The sequence below is a fragment of the Streptomyces sp. NPDC045678 genome, assembly GCF_056432085.1.
In genome coordinates, this window is the sequence record NZ_JBWKJS010000012.1 from 249,112 (window position 1) to 266,635 (window position 17,524).

Here is a 17,524-nt window from a genome sequence, read left to right on the forward strand (position 1 = left end):
CGGAGAGGCCGGTCCCGCCTCGTCACAGAACAGACCGCGGGGCGTCCGCGGCCTGGGTCGAAGGTCCCCGTGCGGATGGGTCCGGCGGCCGATGCCCGCCCCCCGTCACCGAGGTGATCATGAGGGTCGTCCGGACGAGGCGAGGAGGGGTTCGCGGGTGGAGCAAGTGGACTGGGTCGAGGTCCCGGCCGGGGTACTGCGTCGGGGCACGCCGACCGACGAGGTGGCCGCTGTGGCTCGACGCTACGCAGACACCGGGGTGCCGGTGGAGTGGTACATGAAGGAAGCCCCGCGAACGGAGATCCACGTCCCGGCGTTTCGGATCGCCCGCACGCCGGTCACCGTGAGCCAGTGGAGTCGCTTCGCGGCGGCCACCGGCCGACCGGCCCCCAAGGTCCCCACGGCCGTCACGAGCATCGAGGGTCCGAGCGCGCCCTCGGAGCACCCGGTCACCGGGATCACGTGGGAGGCGGCGACGGCCTATTGCGGGTGGCTCGGAGAACGACTCGGCGGCCTCGATGTGCGGCTGCCGACGGAGGACGAGTGGGAGCGCGCCGCGCGGGGCGACGACGACCGGGAGTTCCCGTGGGGCGACGAGTACCGCACCGGCCTGGCCAATCTGGTGGACCTCGGTATCGGCACCACCACGCCAGTCGGTTCGTACCCCCGAGGAGCCGGCCCCTTCGGCGTGCTGGACATGGCAGGCAACGTCGACGAGTGGACCTCCACCCTCTACGCCCCCTACCCCGGCGCGCCCGCCGAGGTGCCCCGCACCGAGGAATGGGCCTTCGACCGGCACGTCACCCGAGGCGGCGCGTTCCGCCACGACCGGGACCTGGCCCGGTGCGCCCGCCGACACGGCGCCTACGAGCCGGATCTCGAAGCGATCGGTGTGGGGTTCCGCCTGGCGGCGCGGGCCGGGTCGTGACCGGGGCCGCGCGGCCCGCCGGAGCGGCTCGGGCTACTCCCCCTCGTTCTCGAAGGTCCGCAACAGATCCGCCGCCACACTGACCGCGATCGTCGCGGGCTCCTTGCCCGCGATGTCGGACAAGCCGATCGGGGTCTTGATCCGGTCGATGGCCGCGTCCTCGTGCCCGCCCTCGGTGGCGAGGCGTTTGCGGAAGCGTGCCCACTTGGCCGCCGATCCGATCAGGCCCACGGAGGCGAGGTGCGTGGTGCGCAAGGCCGCGTCGCAGAGGGCCGCGTCCTCCGCGTGGTCGTGGGTCATGATAAGGATGTGGGTGCCGTGCGGCAGGTCTTCCAGGACTTCTTCCGGCAGGAGCGGCGTGTGGTGCACGTGCACCTGCGCCACCGAGTCGGACAGCACGGCCAGCCGGTGGTCCGTGAGCATGTCCGCGCGGCTGTCGATCAGGTGCAGGTCGAGGTCCTGGCGGGCCAGGACGCGCGCCAGTTCCAGTCCGACGTGTCCCACGCCGAAGATCGCCACCGCCCGTACCACCGGCAGCGGTTCGAGCAGGACCGAGACCGTGCCGCCGCAGCACTGCACGCCGTGCTGGTTGGTCACTTTGTCGTTCAGGGCGAAATCCATCAGCTCCGGCTCCGCCTTGGCCGCGGCGAGCATCTCCCGTGCGCGGTCGATCGCGACGGCCTCCACGTTGCCGCCGCCGATCGAGCCCCATGTCTCGCTGTGCCCGACGACGAGCTTGGCTCCGGCCTCGCGCGGGGCATGACCGCGCACGGTCGCGACGGTCACCAGCACGCCGGGCTCCCGGCCTGCCCGCAACCGCGCGACCGCGGCGATCCACGTCATGTCAGGCACCGTTGAGCGCGGTCACGTCGGCCCGCGCCCCGTCCTCGGCAGCCTTGACGGCCTGGGCGGTCTGACCCCCGGCCTCCGCGGCCCGGGCAGCCGTGGCGGGCTCGAACGGGCTGTCGATCGACGGCGCGCTGGGCGCGTGGCCGTTCCAGGAAGCGGCGGCGCGCCGCGCCTCCTCGATCGCCCAGAACACCGCCTCCGGCGTCGCGGGCGAGGCCAACTCCACGCTGTGGCCGACCGGGCCGAACGCCGCGGCGGCCTGCCGCAGTGCCTCACGTACCGAGAAGGCCAGCATGAGCGGCGGCTCGCCCACCGCCTTGGAGCCGTAGACCGCGCCCTCCTCGGTGGCGCGTTCGAGCAGCGTGACGTTCAACTCCTCCGGCATCTCGGAGAAGCTCGGCAGCTTGTAGGTGCTTGCGGCCTGGGTCTGCAGCCGACCGCGGTGAGGGCCGTCGGTGGTGTCCCAGCGCAGGTCCTCGAGCGTCAGCCAGCCGGCGCCCTGGACGAAGCCGCCCTCCACCTGACCGATGTCGATCATCGGGGAGAGGCTGTCGCCAACGTCGTGCACGATGTCCACGCGCCGGATGCGGTAGGCGCCGGTGAAGCCGTCGACCTCCACCTCGGTCGCGGCCGCGCCGTGGGCGAAGTACTTGAACGGCGAGCCCCGGAACGCCTTGGCGTCCCAGTGCAGGCCCTCGGTCCGGTAGAAGCCCGCCGCCGACAGCTGGACCCGCTGGAAGTACGCGGTGCGCACCAGGTCGTCCCAGGCCACTTCCTTGTCGCTGCCGAGGGCGCGTGCGACCCCCTCGACGATGCGTACGTCCGACGCGTTCGCGCCCAGCTGGGTGGCGGCCACCTGGAGCAGGCGCTCGCGCAGCTGCTCGCAGGCGTTCTTGATCGCCCCGCCGTTGAGGTCGGCGCCCGCGCTCGCGGCGGTGGCCGAGGTGTTGGGGACCTTGTCGGTGCGCGTCGGGGCGAGGCGTACCTTCCGCAGCGGGATGCCGAGCGTGGTCGCGGCCACCTGCATCATCTTGGTGTGCAGGCCCTGGCCCATCTCGGTGCCGCCGTGGTTGATCAGGACGGAGCCGTCCTTGTAGATCAGCACGAGGGCGCCGCCCTGGTTGAACGCGGTGAGGTTGAAGGAGATGCCGAACTTGATGCCGGTGATCGCGACGGCCCGCTTGGTGTGCGGGTGTGCGGCGTTGAACACGGCGATCTCGCGCTTGCGGTCGGCGATGTCGGCGTCCTTCTGCACCTGCTGCCAGACGGTGGAGATCCGCTCGGCCTGGGTGACGGGCTGGCCGTAGGGCGTGGTCTGGCCCTGGCCGGGCCGGTAGAAGTTGCGTTCCCGCAGCTCCGTGGGGTCCAGCCCGAGCACCGGCGCGCAGCGCCCCAGGATGTCCTCGATCACGAGCATGCCCTGGGGGCCGCCGAAGCCGCGGAAGGCGGTGTTGGAGACGGTGTTGGTCCTGGCGATCCGGCCGGCCACGCGCGCGTTGGGGATCCAGTAGGTGTTGTCGATGTGGCACAGCGCGCGGGCGAGGACGGGCTCGGAGAGGTCCAGGCTCCAGCCGCCGTCGGCGACGAGGGTGGCGTCCAGGGCCTGGATACGTCCCTCCGCGTCGAAGCCGACCTTCCAGGTCGCGTGGAATCCGTGCCGCTTGCCGGACATGGTCAGGTCCTGGGTCCGGTTGAGCCGGAAGCGGACCGGGCGGCCGGTGAGTTTGGCGCCGAGCGCCGCGACGGCCGCGAACCCGTGCGGCTGCATCTCCTTGCCGCCGAACCCGCCGCCCATCCGCAGGCACTGCACGGTCACCTCGTGCGCGGGGACGCCGAGCACGTGCGAGACGATCTCCTGCGTCTCCGACGGGTGCTGGGTGCTGCTCTGAATGAACACCTGCCCGGCCTCGTCGATCTGGGCCAGCGCCGCGTGCGTCTCGAGGTAGAAGTGCTCCTGTCCGGCGAACTGGAACTCACCGCTGAGTACGTGTGCGGAGTCGGCGAAGCCCGCGTCGATGTCGCCGGTCTCCATCAGGGGCCGGGCGCCGTGGTAGCTGTCGGCCTCGATCGCTTCCTGGAGCGTGATCAGGGAAGGCAGTTCCTCCAGTTCCACCTCGACGGCCGCCGCGCCGAGACGGGCCGCTTCGAGGGTCTCGCCGAGCACCCAGGCGACGGCGTGGCCGTGGAACATGACCTCGTCGGGGAAGAGGGGCTCGTCGTGCTTCATGCCCGCGTCGTTGACGCCGGGCACGTCGGCGCCGGTCAGCACGCGGACCACGCCGGGCACGGCGAGCGCGGGTGCGGTGTGCAGCGCGGTGATCCTGCCGCGGGCCTTCATGACCTGCACCGGGTACGCGTGCAGTACGTCCTTGGTGCGCTGGACCAGGTCGTCGGTGTAGAGCGCGGTGCCGGTGACGTGCTGGACGGCGCTCTCGTGCGGCATGGAGACGCCGACCACGGGCTTCTCGGGACGCTCGGACAGGTGACTCATGAGGGGACCGCCTCGGTGGTTTGTGCGTGCAGCTTGAGCAGGCTCTGGCCGAGCATCGCGGAACGGTAGAGGGCGCTGGCGCGGTGATCGCTCATCGGGGTGCCCTCCCCGCGCAGCACCCGGGCCGCGGCCTCGACGGTCTCCGCCGTCCACGGTTTGCCTTCGAGAGCGGCCTCGGTGGCGAGGGAGCGGATGGGGGTCGCGGCCACGCCACCCAGACCGATGCGTGCCTTGCGTGCGATCCCGTCCTCGATGTCGAGCGCGAAGGCGACCGCGACGCTGGAGATGTCGTCGAAACGCCGCTTGGCGATCTTGTGGAAGGCCGTGACCGGTGAGAGCGGCAGCGGGATGCGGACCGCCCGTATCAACTCGTCGGGGCGACGCACACTCTGCCGGTACCCGGTGAAGTAGTCGGCGAGCGGGACCACGCGCTCGCCGTCGGCGTCGGCGAGCACCAGCGACGCGTCGAGCGCGAGCAGTACCGGCGGGCTGTCGCCGATGGGCGAGCCGGTGCCCAGGTTGCCTCCGAGGGTGGCGCCGTTGCGGATGAGCCGGGATGCGAACTGTGGGAAGAGGTCGGCGAGCAGCGGGACGTCCGGGACGTCTCCGCCCAGGCGGCGCTCGATCTCCGTGAGCGTCAGGGCGGCCCCGATCTCGATGTGGCCGGACTCGACGCGCAGCTCCCGCAGTTCGGGAAGGCGGTCGACGGCGATCACGCACTGCGCCCTGCGGGAACGGATGTTGACCTCGACGCCCCAGTCGGTGGAGCCCGCGACCACGACGGCGTCGGGCCGCTCGCGCAGCAGCTGCAACGTCTCGTTCAGGGTGTCCTTGCGCAGGAACGCAGAACCGTCTCGGGTGTACTCGGTGGCGACCGGTACGGGCGGTGCCTGCTCCCTGCGATGGGCCAGCGGGTCGTCATCGGCGGGCGTGCCGACGGCGAACGCGGCGTCGCGGATGGGGCGGTAGCCGGTGCAGCGGCAGAGGTTTCCGCTCAGCGCGTGCAGGTCGAAACCGTTCGGCCCGTGCTCGGGGTCGGCGCTCGCGTCCGCCCCCGCGCTCGGGTCGGCTGTCGCGCCGCCGTCTGCCGCGGGGCTGTCGGCGGCGTGCTCGCAACGGCCCGGGCGGTAGTACTCCGCGGCCATGCTGCACACGAACCCCGGTGTGCAGTAGCCGCATTGGGAGCCGCCTCGGACCGCCATCTCCTCCTGCACGGGGTGCAGGGAGGGCATCGTGCCGGGCTCCCCCGCCGTCGCGAGCCCCTCCGAGGTGATGATCTCCTGCCCGTCGAGTGCGGCGGCAGGGACCAGGCACGCGTTGACCGCGACCCAGTCGGTGGGCTTGTGCACCCCGGGCCTGGCCACCATCACGGAGCAGGCGCCGCACTCGCCCTCGGCGCAGCCCTCCTTGGTGCCGGTGAGGCCGCGCTCGCGCAGGAAGTCCAGCGCTGTGGTGTGGGGCGCGGCGGGCGAGAGCGGTGTCTGAGTCCCGTTGACCGTGATCCGCGCCTCTGTCATGCCGTTGGGCAGCTGTTCCGGTGCGTGATCGGTCGATGTCGTGTTCGCCAATTTCGGGCAGCTTTCTGTGTTCGGACGCGCCTCGCGGCAGGCGCGGGCGCGGGAGGGCACGGGACAGCGACGTGCCGAAACGTGGTGAGGAGAGGGTGAGGAGAAAAGAGAGAAGAACCGCAGGGTGCCGCGAAGGGGCACATCAGGACGGCGTGCGCCCTGCCGACTCAGCAGCCGTGCGCGATCCGACCCGGAACCCAGGCGGTGCACTGGGCGAGACGACCGAGATCAGAGCTGGTGCACATCTGCTGGTCGCCTCCATTCGGTGCCGTAAACCGATGCCCGTGGGTCGATGCCGTGGGTCGATGCCACGGCGCGGGTCAGTGTCATCGCAAACTAGTGACTGGCTTCACGTAGGTCAAGGGAGTGACGTGCGTCAGCTCGAAAGCCCGGGCGGCGACGTGGAACGCGGAAAACGCGTCTGACCTGCCACGATGGATTTACTCCCGTGCTGTTTGGCAAGGGGAGTGCAAATTTCGCCTGCGGGTGCTTGCAGCGCGCATCGAGGGGCAAACGGTTGGTGAGACGGCTGCCGCGCAGAGCAGCCGTACTTACTCTGTGCGGAGGTGTGGCAATGACGCATGCCCAGGTGCTGGGGACGTTTCCGGCGGGATCCCCCCGCGGCTCCTGGCCCGCCGAAGAACTCGCGGCGCGCCTTCGCTCGCAGGGGCGAGCGGCAGAGGTCGTCATGGACCTCGCCACCGACGCCTTCCTGGTCGTCATGCCCGGCCCCGCCGAAGTCGTTCACGTGGACACGGTGGAAGCGGCTCCCGCGCAGGCGCAGTACACCGCCGCGTCGTAGCCGGCGGACGCAGGGGCAGGGAAGGGCTACCGGGGGGGACCCCGAGCCGCTTCCCTGCCGAAAGGCACACGTGCTACTTCACGCGTGCTACTTGAGGTCGCGCTGCTTGGGGACCACGACGCCGAAGCGGTCCTGGATCGTGGCGAGGGCGCTCTCGTGGACCTGCCGCGCGGGGATGCCCCGCGGGTTGCCCTTGACCGGGAGCGGGCGAGTCGCCGAGGCGTCGCCGATCACCGTCGGGTTGTAGCCGTTGTAGACGGCGCCCTCCGTGGTGAAGAGCGTGCACATGTGGGTCATGAAGCCGGAGATGATGACGTTCTTGCGGCCGGTCTTCTTGAGCTCGGCGGCCAGATCGGTGTCGTGGAAGCCGTTGGGAACGGCCTTCTCCACGACGGCCTCTCCCTTGGCCGGCTCGAGGGCCGGAATGATCTGGCCCGCCTTCGACCTGAGGTCGTAGCCCTTCTCCACGATGTGGATGACAGGCGTGTGTTCCTTGCGGGCACGCTCCAGGAGGGTCTTGGTGTTCTCGACCGCGTCGCGCCAGCCCGTGAGCTCCATCGTGCCATGGGTGTAGACGTTCTGGTAGTCGACGAGGACCAGCGTCGCGTTGGACAGTTTCGCGGGTGTCTCGTCCAGCTTCATCAGCCGGCGCAGCGTCGTGGTGTCCTTCGCGTGGTTCTTCTCGTGGCGCTGGTCGCGGCTGTCGGTGCGCGTGGCGGCCTCGGAGCTTCCGCCGCACGCGGTGAGCGTGGCGGCGAGCACGGCGGCGGCGCCCAGGGCGGCGGCCGGACGGAGCAGCTTGGTCTGCATCAGACGATCTCCTTCTGCGTGGAAACCACGACTCCGTACAGGTCGGCGATGGTAGCCAGGGCGCTGTTGTGCACCTGGACCGCGTCGAGATCGGTGCCGGTGACCGGAAGCGAACGGGAGGCGGTGGCCTCGGCGACGACGGTGGGGCGGTAGCCGTTCAGAAAGGCGCCCTGCGCGGTGAACGCCACGCACATGTGGGTCATCCAGCCGGCGATGACGACGTCTTGGCCCTCTCTGAGATGCGTGTCGAGGTCGGTGCCGACGAACGCGTTCGGGACCTGCTTGACGACGACCGGCTCGCCGTCGAGGGGCGCGACCTTGGGGTGGATGGCGCCGATCTCGGCGCGGATGTCGTACGGGGTGCCCTCGCCGCCGTCGTTGATGACGTGCACGACGCGGGTGCCGGCCTCGCGGGCCCGTGCCAGCAGCCGCGCGGCGGCGTCGAGGGACTTCTCCCAGCCGTCGAGTTCCATGACGCCCTGGGTGTAGGTGTTCTGGAAGTCGATCAGGATCAGCGTCGCGTCGGCAAGCCTCGCGGGCGTCTGGTCGAAGCCGTTGAGCTCGCGCAGCGTAGTTCTGGACATGGAGAAACCGCCTTCAAAGGTACGAAGAGAACAGGAACAGATAGGTAGGGATACGGAGAGACACGTAGGGGTGCGCAGAGGTGCGAAGTAATGCGCAGCGGTGCTCGGAATGCGCGGTCCGCGGTGTTCCGTCGAGCTGCGTGGATCACGCTACGGCGGGGCAGGAGGGTCGGCAATGACGTGTAACCTGCAGATCCGGACATGGCGGCCCAGGAGACGCTGCCCGTCGCCCACCTGACCGGGGAGATCCGTGCCGGACACCGCCACCAGACGGCTCATCACGATCGTGCTCTTCGAGGGCGTCGACCTGCTCGACGTCACCGGGCCCCCCGAGGTGTTCTCGCTCGCGCTGCGCGAGACCGACGAGGCGGCCGGCTATGAGGTCGTACTCGCCGCAGCGACCATGGATCCGGTCACCACGGGGGCGGGCGTACGCATCCTGCCCGACGTCACCTTCGAGGAGGCCGCACGCCACAGCATCGACACCCTGCTGGTGCCCGGCGCGGTGGAGGTGGACGAGGAGCGCCGCGTACATCCCCTGGTGGATTCCCGGCTCGTCGAGTGGGTGAAGGTCCTCGCGGGGCGCTCGCACCGGATCACCTCGGTGTGCGTGGGCGCGCATCTGCTCGCCGCGGCGGGCTTGTTGGACGGCAAGCGGGCGACCACGCACTGGTCGACCGCGCACCAGTTGGCCGCCGATCACCCGGCGGTTCAGGTCGATGCCGATCCGATCTTCATCCGCCAGGACAACGTGTGGACCGGAGCGGGCATCAGCGCTTGCCTCGATCTCTCACTGGCGCTGATCGCCGACGACCTCGGCGAGGCGGTCGCGCTGCGGGTGGCCCGCCAGCTGGTGATGTACCTCAAACGCCCCGGCGGACAGAGTCAGTTCAGCGTCCCGCTGACCCAGGTGTCCACGACCCGCCGTATCGAGGACCTGCGCCACCACGTCCTGCGCCACATCGCCGAACCACTGACCGTGGCCGCTCTCGCCGAGTACGCGCATGTCAGCGACCGGCACCTGACGCGCCTGTTCAAGACCGAACTGGGCGTGACCCCGCACGCGTACATCGAATCGGTACGCGTGGAGAAGGCACGCCACAGCCTGGAATCCTCGGACGCCACACTCGAACGGATCGCGTCCGACTGCGGTTTCGGCACCGTGGACACGCTGGTGCGGGCGTTCCGGCGCCGTCTGAACACGACGCCGAGCGACTACCGGCGCGGGTTCCGGGTGCCTCAGTCGCCCTGAGCAGCGCGCGCACGTCTCCGCGGGCGGCCGCGCGGTGGCCGAAGGGGCAGCGGCAGCAAGAGCCGCATCGGTCAGAAGTCGTCTCAACGAGCAGACCGACCCCCTCTGGGCGTGTAATGGATTCCGGGGGAAATCGGAACCCACGGCCTGCGAGGTGTTCTATGTCCGAGAAGACCGTTGCCTTCCCTCAGGACCGGACCTGCCCCTACCAGCCGCCGGCGGCCTACGAGCCCCTGCGGACGGGACCACCGCTCTCCCGGGTCACGCTCTTCGACGGCCGCTCCGCGTGGCTGGTCTCCGGTCACGCAGAAGCGCGTGCCCTGCTCGCCGACGGCCGGCTCTCCGCCGATCGGCACAACCTCTCCTTCCCCTCCTCCAGCAGGCGTCTGCAGGACGCGAGGGGCTACGCCGCCCTCTTCGGCGTCGACGACCCCGTCCACAACACACAGCGGCGGATGCTCATCCCGAGCTTCGCCCTGAAGCGCACCCAAGCGCTGCGTCCCTGGATCCAGGAGACCGCGGACGGGCTGATCGAGGCGATGACCGCGGCCGGCCCCCGCGCCGAACTGGTCGGCGACTTCGCTCTGCCACTGGCGTCGATGGTGACCTGCGAAGTGCTCGGCGTCCCGTACGCGGACCACGAGTTCTTCGTGATCCAGTCCCGACGGCTCCACAACGGCCCGGAAGCCGCCGACGTGGACGACGCCCGCGAGCAGCTCAACGGCTATCTCCATCGGCTCATCGGAGACAAACGCCGACAGCCGGGCAACGGACTGCTGGACGAACTGATCGCCCAGCGCCTCGACACCGGTGAGATCGATGTCCAGCAGCTGGCCGACCTGACCTCGGCCCTGCTCGTCGCGGGGCACGAGACCACAGCCAACATGATCGCGCTCGGTGCGTTCACCCTCCTCAGCCACCCCGAGCAGCTGGCCGAGCTGCGCGACGACCCGTCCCTGATGCCGGCGGCGGTGGAGGAGCTGATGCGGTTCCTGTCGATCGCGGACGGCATGTTCCGGGTGGCCACCGAGGACATCGAGATCGGCGGGGTGACCGTCCGCACCGGCGACGGGGTGGTCTTCTCCACCTCGGTGATCAACCGCGACGAGGCCGTCTTCGACGAGCCCGACACCCTCGACTGGCACCGGCCCACCCGGCACCACCTGGGATTCGGCTTCGGGGTCCACCAGTGCCTGGGCCAGAACCTGGCCCGTGCCGAGATGGAGATCGCGCTCGGCACCCTCTTCGAGCGGCTTCCCGGGCTGCGGCTGGCGGGCGAACCGGGCCGTATCCCGGTCAAGCCCGGGGACGACACCGTCCAGGGCATCGCCGAACTCCCCGTGGCCTGGTGATGAGAAGAGGTCGCCGTCGGCCTACTTGCTCTGCTCCTGCGCCGCGTTGACGGCGGCTCGAAGCCGGAGCCATGTCGGGTCCGTTGAGTCGGCCGCGGTCGTGGTTGCCAGATCGCCCGTTTCCCAGGTGCGGGTTCCGTCGGTCACGACAAGGTGCGTCTCCAGGTCGTCCCCGTCGTCCGGGACCTCCGCCGTGCTCTCCAGGAACGCCGCGGCCGCAGCCCTGGAGGCGTCCCTGCTCGCGGCGCGGTTGTGCGCGGAACCGGAGCGCACGGACATGAGCACCAGCTCTCCCCCGCTGCCGGCGACGAGGAGTTCGCCGGTCGCTGTGGCGGCCAGCGCGGACGGTCGGTTCCCGGTCAGCACGTCGTGCTCGACCGCTCGCCGGGATGCCAGGTCCACCTCGACCAGTGTCCCCGCGGGGGTCGCGATCCACAGCACACCCGGTTGCGCCCCGAAGGCGACGTTGTGCCGCGACCAGGATCGCATCTGGTCGAGCCACTCCCGCGGGTACGGATAGCCAGGGCTGGGGTCGCCGAGGGCTGTGCTCAGCACCCGGTCCAACGAGGGGAATTCAAAGACGTCCACCGAGTTGTCGTACGCATTGCCACGCACCACCAGGTGACGGCCGTCCGCGCTGAAGAGCGGAGTGGTGTAGCCGTCGCAGTCCAGGATCAGGGCCCGGCGGAGCGGCCGCATCACGGCCGGCGCGGTCCCCCGGTCGACTCGTGCGAAAAGGCAGTACGTCGCCCCTTGGTCACTGATGAGCGTGGCGACGATTCCTCCACCGGGATGCTCCGCGACCCCCGTGTCCCAACAGGGCCCGGCAGTGATGGATCCGGAATCGAGGTCAAGGACATCCGAACCGTCCCACCCATCGCCTCCGTCATCACCTCTCTCGCGAAAGGACGGTGAACCCCACAGGGTCTGTCCGTCCGGGCTGAAAGCCAGACCGCGGTAGCGGGCGGTGGCCGGAACACCCTCCGGCTCGGTGACCCCTGTTGGGGTCCATTGCCGCAGTCCGTCCTCCCCGGCGACGACGAGCAGTGGCAGCTCCGGATGCCACACCGCAGCAGGCGTCCGCCGCGCCCGCTCCCACCCTCGGGCGTCTCCATAGGGTTCCGACGTGAGGCCCACGGTGGCGAGTTCGCGCAGCCGCCCCTGGCCGCAGTCCCAGACGTGGACCGCCGGACGCCCGGAGTCCAAGCAGGCCACCAGTGGAAGCCGCGGATGGCACCTCAGCTGTTCAACAGGGCGTTCGCCGCCGATCAACCCACGTGCCACTACTTCAAGATCAGCCATGTCGGTACCGTAGACCGCCACCGTAGTCGTCACCGACCTGCGAGGCGGCGTGTAGCCACCGCTCAACAGGGCACGATCCCTGCCACCACCGGGAAACTCGCAACGTGAGTCGTTCAGCCATGGAACCCGACGGCCGACGGTGAGAGGGATCAGTATGCGGACCGGCATCGTCATGACTGCGCGCCCTGGTCTGGAGCGTCTGGCCGCACGCGCGGAGGAATTCGGCTTCAGCAGTTTCTGGGTGTACGACACACCGATGGTCCATGGCGATCCGTTCGTCAGCCTCGCTCTCTGTGCCGGGTCCACCAGTCGGATCAAGCTGGGTATCGGGGTCACCTCACCGGCGCTGCGCTCCGCGCCCGCCGCGGCGGCGGCGCTCAGCAGTCTCAACGCCCTCGCTCCCGGCCGCATCATCTGCGGAGTCGGCACCGGCAACACCGCACGCCGGACGCTGGGCATGCGGCCGACGAAGTCGGCGGAACTGGAGTCGTTCACGGCCGCCCTGCGGGATCTCACCGCCGGCCGCGAGACGGACTACCGCGAGGGAAACCGGACCAGCAGGGTGCGTTTCCTGCACGCGGACGGCTACGTCGACACCGACGCGCCGGTGGAGTTCGTCGTCGCCGCGTTCGGCCCGAAGGTCGCCGCCGTCGCGGGCCGCCTGGGTACGGGAATGATCTCTTTCGCACTGCACGACCCGTCTGCGTGGTCCGTGCTCGCCGAGGGCCGCCGAGTGGCGGCGCGGGCCGCGGGCAACAGCGAGAGGACGCATTCGTACCTCATGTCGTCCCTGTACGTTCTCGCCGACGGCGAGGACCGGTACGGCGAGGATCGGTACGGCGACGCCGTCAAGGACGCGATGGGACACATCGCGGTGAGCGCGTTGATCCTCGCCGTGGAGAACCCGGCCTTCCGCGCGGCGCTGTCCCAGGAGGAGTCCGCGGCCGTCGACCGCCTGCTCCACCGGCGCGGTACCACCGCCACCGACCCCAACCGCCACCACACGCTCTACCGCGACTATCTCGGCCGGCTGTCCGCCGAGGACCGCGATCTCGTCGTGCCCTCATTGGTGGACAAGTTCGGCCTCGTCGGCACCGGGGACGAGATCGCACGGCGGATCGACGCGCTGGAGAAGTCAGGGGTCGACGAGCTCGTGATCCAGCCCGTGGCGGACCCCGAAGCGGAGATGGCGGCGCTCGCACGGCTCCGGCACTCACTGGCCGCTTCCGATGCCGTCGGTGATTCCGACGCGCGGAAAGAACAAGGCGCGCCATGAAGGCCAACGCGGCCCCGGCCGCGAGCCTCTGATCATCCGCTCACAGTCAGTGATCACCGGTCCGAACTGGCCGAATGATCGCGCGCACGAAGGGCCGCCCGGCACGTTCGAAAGGCCGCCATTGGGACACCCACGCACACCTCAACGCAGCACCCCCACCACGCCTGCGCACCATCAGCACGTCTGTACCACCTGCAACTCGCGCACCACACAAGGGAGATCCGCCCGTCCGTCGCCCAGGGCAACCCCCCACGTTCACATGCCCGTACGCACACGTCCGCGAGCGCCCACGCCCCGGCGGAGCGCCGCCCGAGTGCTGCGGGTGGCTCCTCGGTTACGGAGGGCGACGCCCCGTTCACCCCGTGGCCGAAACCAGCGCCTGACCAACCAAACAATCTTGGAATCTCTGGTCATGCGCCTCTCCAGGCACTTAAGTAACCGCTGTCCCTCGTACGACCGTGACACCCACCCCCACTGCCCCGAGGATCCTTCTACCCATGGCCGCCCGTGCACACCGTCCGGTGTCGTGCTCACTTCACCCGGCGGGCCACGGCGCTCGTGGCAGAGCCCTGCGCCGTCCCACCGGCACAGAGGGGCGCTGATGGAGAGCTCGACCCCCGCGGGCGGTGTGAACCCGGCCGGCCGCGACACGGACCTGTACGCGGCCGTGCAGGACATTCGGGCCGGTTACTGGATGCAGATGCGGCAGGTGCTGGCTCGAACGGGCAATTGGCCGCAGTGGACGTCCCGCACCCAGGTGCTGGGCGTCGTCGCGGCTCAGGCCAACGTCGTGGAGTTGTGGCTCAAAGAGGAACCGGAGAGCCTCGCGGCCCGCGTGATGTACGCGAGGGTCGCCACCGAACGCGTGCTGCAGGCCCACCGGCGGGACTGGGCACGTGACTACCGCAAGGCGCAGGACCTGGACAAACTGGTGGTCCGCGCCCGGGACGCGTGCGACCGGGCGAGCGAGGGCAACCCCGACGACGCGGTGCCCTGGATCTGCCGCCTGGCCCTGGCCGAAGCGGACAGCGCGGGACGCTACTCGGAACATCGCCTGGCTCCGCCGCCCCACGAGTACCTGCTGCCCGGCGGGCCATGGGGCCTTCTGTCGGAAGTGCACCGACGAGACCCCTTCAACCGCGAGGCATGGCACCGCATGTCCCAGGCGCTCCAGGCCCACCCGGGCCCCGCCGGCCGCCAGGCGGTCGCGACGGACTTCGCCCGCTGGACGGTCTCCTTCGCGCCGCCCGACTCGCCGCTGCTTCTGTTGCCTCTCTACGCCCGCGTGCAGGAGCACCGCGAGCGACGGGACAACGGCGGCGCGGTCATGCTGAACCTCCTGTGGACCAGGGAGGACACCACCCGGTCCATCACCCAGGCCTTCGAGGGCTGGTTCCGCAAGCGCGACCCGGCCACCAGTTCCCAGCTGGACCTGAACTACCTCGCCTACGCCCTGGCGAGGGGCGGCTTCGCCGCGTGGGCCGCCGAAGTGTTCGCCGCCATCGGCGACTTCGCCACTCCCGCCCCCTGGCACTACGACGCCCGGTACCCGGAGGACCAATGGCGGAAGGCATTCGAGGAGGACCGCGTCGCCTGCCTGAGATCCCACCCGCGGCGGACGGGAGGCCATCCATGACCACCGACCGCCCCGGCCGAGCCGCCGCCGACGGACACCAACACCTCCGCTAGCCCCCCCCCCCCGGCAGCCGCCCCTCCCCATCCACACACCCCGGCCCAACTCCACCCCGTACCCCGCCTGCACCCCCGACTCAGCTTTCCTGTGCGGAGAACCAATGACTGCGATGAGAACACCGCGCCAGCAGCGGAACCCGGCCGACCACGGCGTCGACCACGGCACCGACCCCACCGTCGACCGCGAGGACGAGGACGCGCGCATCCTCCAGTCGCTGGGCTACACCCAGCAACTGCACCGCCGCATGGGGGCTTTCGGCAACTTCTCGGCCTCCCTCTCGGTCATCTCGATCATGTCGGGAACCTTGCTGCTGTTCGGCTACGGCCTGAACTCGGGTGGCCCCGCGGTGATCACGTGGGGCTGGCTCGCCGTCGGACCACTCGTGCTGTGCCTGGCCGCGGCCCTGGCGGAGATCACCTCCCGCTACCCCACCAGCGGTGGCCTGTACTACATGGCCCGCCAGCTCGGAGGCGAGCGGTGGAGCTGGTACACCGGCTGGCTCAACCTCCTGGGTCTGCTCGGCGGAATCGCCGCCCAGGACTTCGGCATCGCGACCTTCACCGCCGCGTGGCTGAACCTGCAGTTCGACTACACGCCGACCCCGGGCTCCCTGCTGGCCCTGTACGCGGTCATCCTCGCCCTGCACGCGGTCATGAACCTCTTCGGCACCCGCCTGATGAACATCCTGACGTCGTTGAGCGCGTGGTGGCACCTGGCGGGGGCCGTCGTCATCATCGGCTCCCTGGCGCTCGTACCCTCGCACCACCAGTCGGCCGGCTTCGTCTTCTCCGAGTTCACCAACAACACCGGCTGGGGCGCCCCGGCGTACGTGATTCTGCTGGGCATGCTGCTGCCGGTCTTCGCGCTGGCCGGGTACGACACCTCGGCCCACCTGAGCGAGGAGACCAACCACGCCTCCGTCGCCGCGGCCCGCGGCGTCTTCCGCTCGGTGGCGGTGTCCTGGATCGCCGGCGGCATCCTGCTGACCACGCTGCTGTTCGCCGTCCAGGACTACACCGCGACCCTGGAGAGCCAGACCGGCGTACCCGTGGCGCAGATCCTGCTGGACGCACTGGGCATGGCGGCGGCCAAGGCCCTTCTGCTCGTGATCATCGTGGCCCAGTTCCTGTGCGGCTACACCGTGACCGCCAGCGCCAGCCGGATGATCTACGCCTTCGCCCGTGACGGTGCCCTGCCCGGGTCGGCGCACTGGAAGAAGGTCAGCCGTCGCACCGCCATCCCCGCCAACGCGGTCTGGCTGGCGGTAGCCGTGGCTTTCGTACTCGCGCTGCCTTCCCTGTACTCCAACACGGCGTTCTCGGCCGTGACCGCCATCTCGGTCGTGGGCTTCACCTCGGCCTACGCCATCCCGGTGTTGCTGCGACTGATCCACCGCGACCGGTTCTCCCCCGGGCCCTGGAACCTGGGCCGCTGGAGCCGGCCGATCGGCTGGATCGCGGTGGTGTGGGCGGCAGCGGTCACGGTGCTGTTCCTGCTGCCGCAGAGCAGCCCCGTCACCGCGAACACGTTCAACTACACCCCCATCGCCGTAGTGGTGGCCTTCCTCATAGCCGCCCTGTGGCGGCGCTTCGGCCGCGACTCCTACCACGTGCCCCGCTCCAGCTCGCCCACCGAGGACAAGCAGTTCGAGGGCATCATCTGATGACAGCGACAGCGTCCTCGCAAACCTCGAAGACCTCGAAGACCTCGAAGACCTCGAAGACCTCAACAACTTCTGGGAGTACGGTGACTGGCTCCACGGCGTCCATCGAATCGGCACGACAGCTCACCGTCGCCTGGCGCGCCCTGGTGCTCGACCGCGAGCCGGACGCGGATGTGCGCGACCTCCCCGGGATCGCTGTCCGCTGGGCCGACTGCCGCTTCTCGTTCTACAACTGCATCACCCTGACCGAGTCGGGCGCAGGAGCCGACCTCGTCGCACAGCGCCTCGTCCAGGCGGCGGACATCATGCGTGCGAAGAGGCACCCGGGCTTCCTGTGGCTCTTCGAGGATCTCCTCGACGACGAGGCCCGCACCACGCTGGCGGGGGCGGCCGAGCAGGCCGGCCTGCAGTACGCCTTCCCCGGCACGGGCATGGCAGGAGACCTGCTGCCCATCCCCGACCCGGTCCACCCCGAGCTGACGTTCGTGCGGGTGCGCACAGACGACCATGTGCGGGCCTACGCGGACCTCCAGTCACGCGCGTACGGATTCCCCGTGGAGGAAGGCCGCGACGGTCTGGTCGGCTCCGCGCACTGGAAGAGCGAGATGTTCGCCTACCTGGCCATGCGGGGCGACACTCCGGTGGCGTGCGCCGCGACGGTCGAAGCGGAGGGCCGGCTCTTCGTCGCCTTCGTCGCCACCGACCCGCAGTGGCAGCGCAAGGGCTACGGCGAAGCAGTGACACGGAAGGCCCTCTTCGAGGGCGCCGCAGCCACCGGGCTGACCCGCGCCACGTTGCACGCGACCGTTGCCGGGGCGCCCGTCTACCCGCGTATCGGTTTCGAGCCGAACACCCCCATCCACTTCTACCACCTGGCGGAGTGAGCCGGTGAGTCGGCGGCAGCGCGGCCGATGAGTTTGTGGCTCCCGGTCGGTCCAAGCTGGTGACACTCCA

At 70.0% G+C, this 17,524-nt stretch carries 14 protein-coding genes; 8 read left to right on the top strand and 6 right to left on the bottom strand.

The window, feature by feature from the left end; translation table 11 throughout:
• Positions 1 to 157: 157 nt before the first annotated feature.
• Positions 158 to 928, top strand: coding sequence for a formylglycine-generating enzyme family protein (locus AC07DO_RS35500; RefSeq protein ID WP_479065842.1), 771 nt, complete (start codon positions 158 to 160; stop codon positions 926 to 928).
• Between the two features lie 33 nt (positions 929 to 961).
• Here the strand turns inward: AC07DO_RS35500 and xdhC are convergent, their stop codons facing one another.
• The 3 genes from xdhC to AC07DO_RS35515 are packed head-to-tail and all read right to left on the bottom strand — an operon-like array spanning position 962 to position 5,785.
• Positions 962 to 1,771 (bottom strand): xanthine dehydrogenase accessory protein XdhC, encoded by an 810-nt coding sequence (gene xdhC / locus AC07DO_RS35505; RefSeq protein ID WP_479065844.1) that lies wholly within the window; start codon positions 1,769 to 1,771, stop codon positions 962 to 964.
• Between the two features lies 1 nt (position 1,772).
• Complete coding sequence (gene xdhB, locus AC07DO_RS35510) at positions 1,773 to 4,268, bottom strand: xanthine dehydrogenase molybdopterin binding subunit (protein WP_479065846.1); 2,496 nt, start codon at positions 4,266 to 4,268, stop codon at positions 1,773 to 1,775.
• The gene (locus tag AC07DO_RS35515; protein ID WP_479065929.1) at positions 4,265 to 5,785 is read right to left on the bottom strand and encodes a xanthine dehydrogenase small subunit; all 1,521 of its coding nucleotides are present in this window, start codon (positions 5,783 to 5,785) and stop codon (positions 4,265 to 4,267) included. Before AC07DO_RS35515 ends, xdhB begins: the two co-directional genes overlap by 4 nt.
• A gap of 625 nt (positions 5,786 to 6,410) precedes the next feature.
• Here AC07DO_RS35515 and AC07DO_RS35520 point away from each other — a divergent pair.
• Positions 6,411 to 6,638, top strand: a complete 228-nt coding sequence (locus AC07DO_RS35520; RefSeq protein WP_479065848.1) for a hypothetical protein — start codon at positions 6,411 to 6,413, stop codon at positions 6,636 to 6,638.
• An 87-nt stretch (positions 6,639 to 6,725) separates the two neighbouring features.
• Here AC07DO_RS35520 and AC07DO_RS35525 read toward each other — a convergent pair whose 3' ends face one another.
• Both AC07DO_RS35525 and AC07DO_RS35530 read right to left on the bottom strand, forming a co-directional pair.
• Positions 6,726 to 7,448 (bottom strand): isochorismatase family protein, encoded by a 723-nt coding sequence (locus AC07DO_RS35525; RefSeq protein ID WP_479065850.1) that lies wholly within the window; start codon positions 7,446 to 7,448, stop codon positions 6,726 to 6,728.
• Entirely contained in the window at positions 7,448 to 8,032 is a 585-nt protein-coding gene (locus AC07DO_RS35530; protein ID WP_479065852.1) for an isochorismatase family protein, read from the bottom strand. The genes AC07DO_RS35525 and AC07DO_RS35530 overlap by 1 nt, the downstream gene beginning before the upstream one ends.
• A gap of 250 nt (positions 8,033 to 8,282) precedes the next feature.
• Here AC07DO_RS35530 and AC07DO_RS35535 point away from each other — a divergent pair, with 250 nt between their 5' ends.
• Positions 8,283 to 9,284, top strand: a complete 1,002-nt coding sequence (locus AC07DO_RS35535; protein ID WP_479065853.1) for a GlxA family transcriptional regulator — start codon at positions 8,283 to 8,285, stop codon at positions 9,282 to 9,284.
• 161 nt (positions 9,285 to 9,445) lie between these two features.
• Complete coding sequence (locus AC07DO_RS35540; RefSeq protein WP_479065855.1) at positions 9,446 to 10,636, top strand: cytochrome P450; 1,191 nt, start codon at positions 9,446 to 9,448, stop codon at positions 10,634 to 10,636.
• A 21-nt stretch (positions 10,637 to 10,657) separates the two neighbouring features.
• On the opposite strand, the gene AC07DO_RS35545 is transcribed toward AC07DO_RS35540, so the two are convergent.
• Entirely contained in the window at positions 10,658 to 11,338 is a 681-nt protein-coding gene (locus AC07DO_RS35545; RefSeq protein ID WP_479065857.1) for a hypothetical protein, read from the bottom strand.
• A gap of 754 nt (positions 11,339 to 12,092) precedes the next feature.
• Here AC07DO_RS35545 and AC07DO_RS35550 point away from each other — a divergent pair.
• The 4 genes from AC07DO_RS35550 (at position 12,093) to AC07DO_RS35565 (ending at position 17,454) form a co-directional block, all read left to right on the top strand.
• On the top strand, positions 12,093 to 13,214 hold the full coding sequence (locus AC07DO_RS35550; protein ID WP_479065859.1) for an LLM class flavin-dependent oxidoreductase: 1,122 nt from the start codon (positions 12,093 to 12,095) through the stop codon (positions 13,212 to 13,214).
• A gap of 601 nt (positions 13,215 to 13,815) precedes the next feature.
• A complete protein-coding gene (locus AC07DO_RS35555; RefSeq protein ID WP_479065861.1) occupies positions 13,816 to 14,850 on the top strand; it encodes a hypothetical protein in 1,035 nt (344 codons plus the stop codon).
• 157 nt (positions 14,851 to 15,007) lie between these two features.
• Positions 15,008 to 16,570 (top strand): amino acid permease, encoded by a 1,563-nt coding sequence (locus AC07DO_RS35560; protein ID WP_479065863.1) that lies wholly within the window; start codon positions 15,008 to 15,010, stop codon positions 16,568 to 16,570.
• An 83-nt stretch (positions 16,571 to 16,653) separates the two neighbouring features.
• Positions 16,654 to 17,454 carry a GNAT family N-acetyltransferase gene (locus tag AC07DO_RS35565; RefSeq protein ID WP_479065865.1) on the top strand — a complete coding sequence of 267 codons (801 nt, stop codon included), beginning with the start codon at positions 16,654 to 16,656 and terminating at the stop codon, positions 17,452 to 17,454.
• Positions 17,455 to 17,524: the final 70 nt, after the last annotated feature.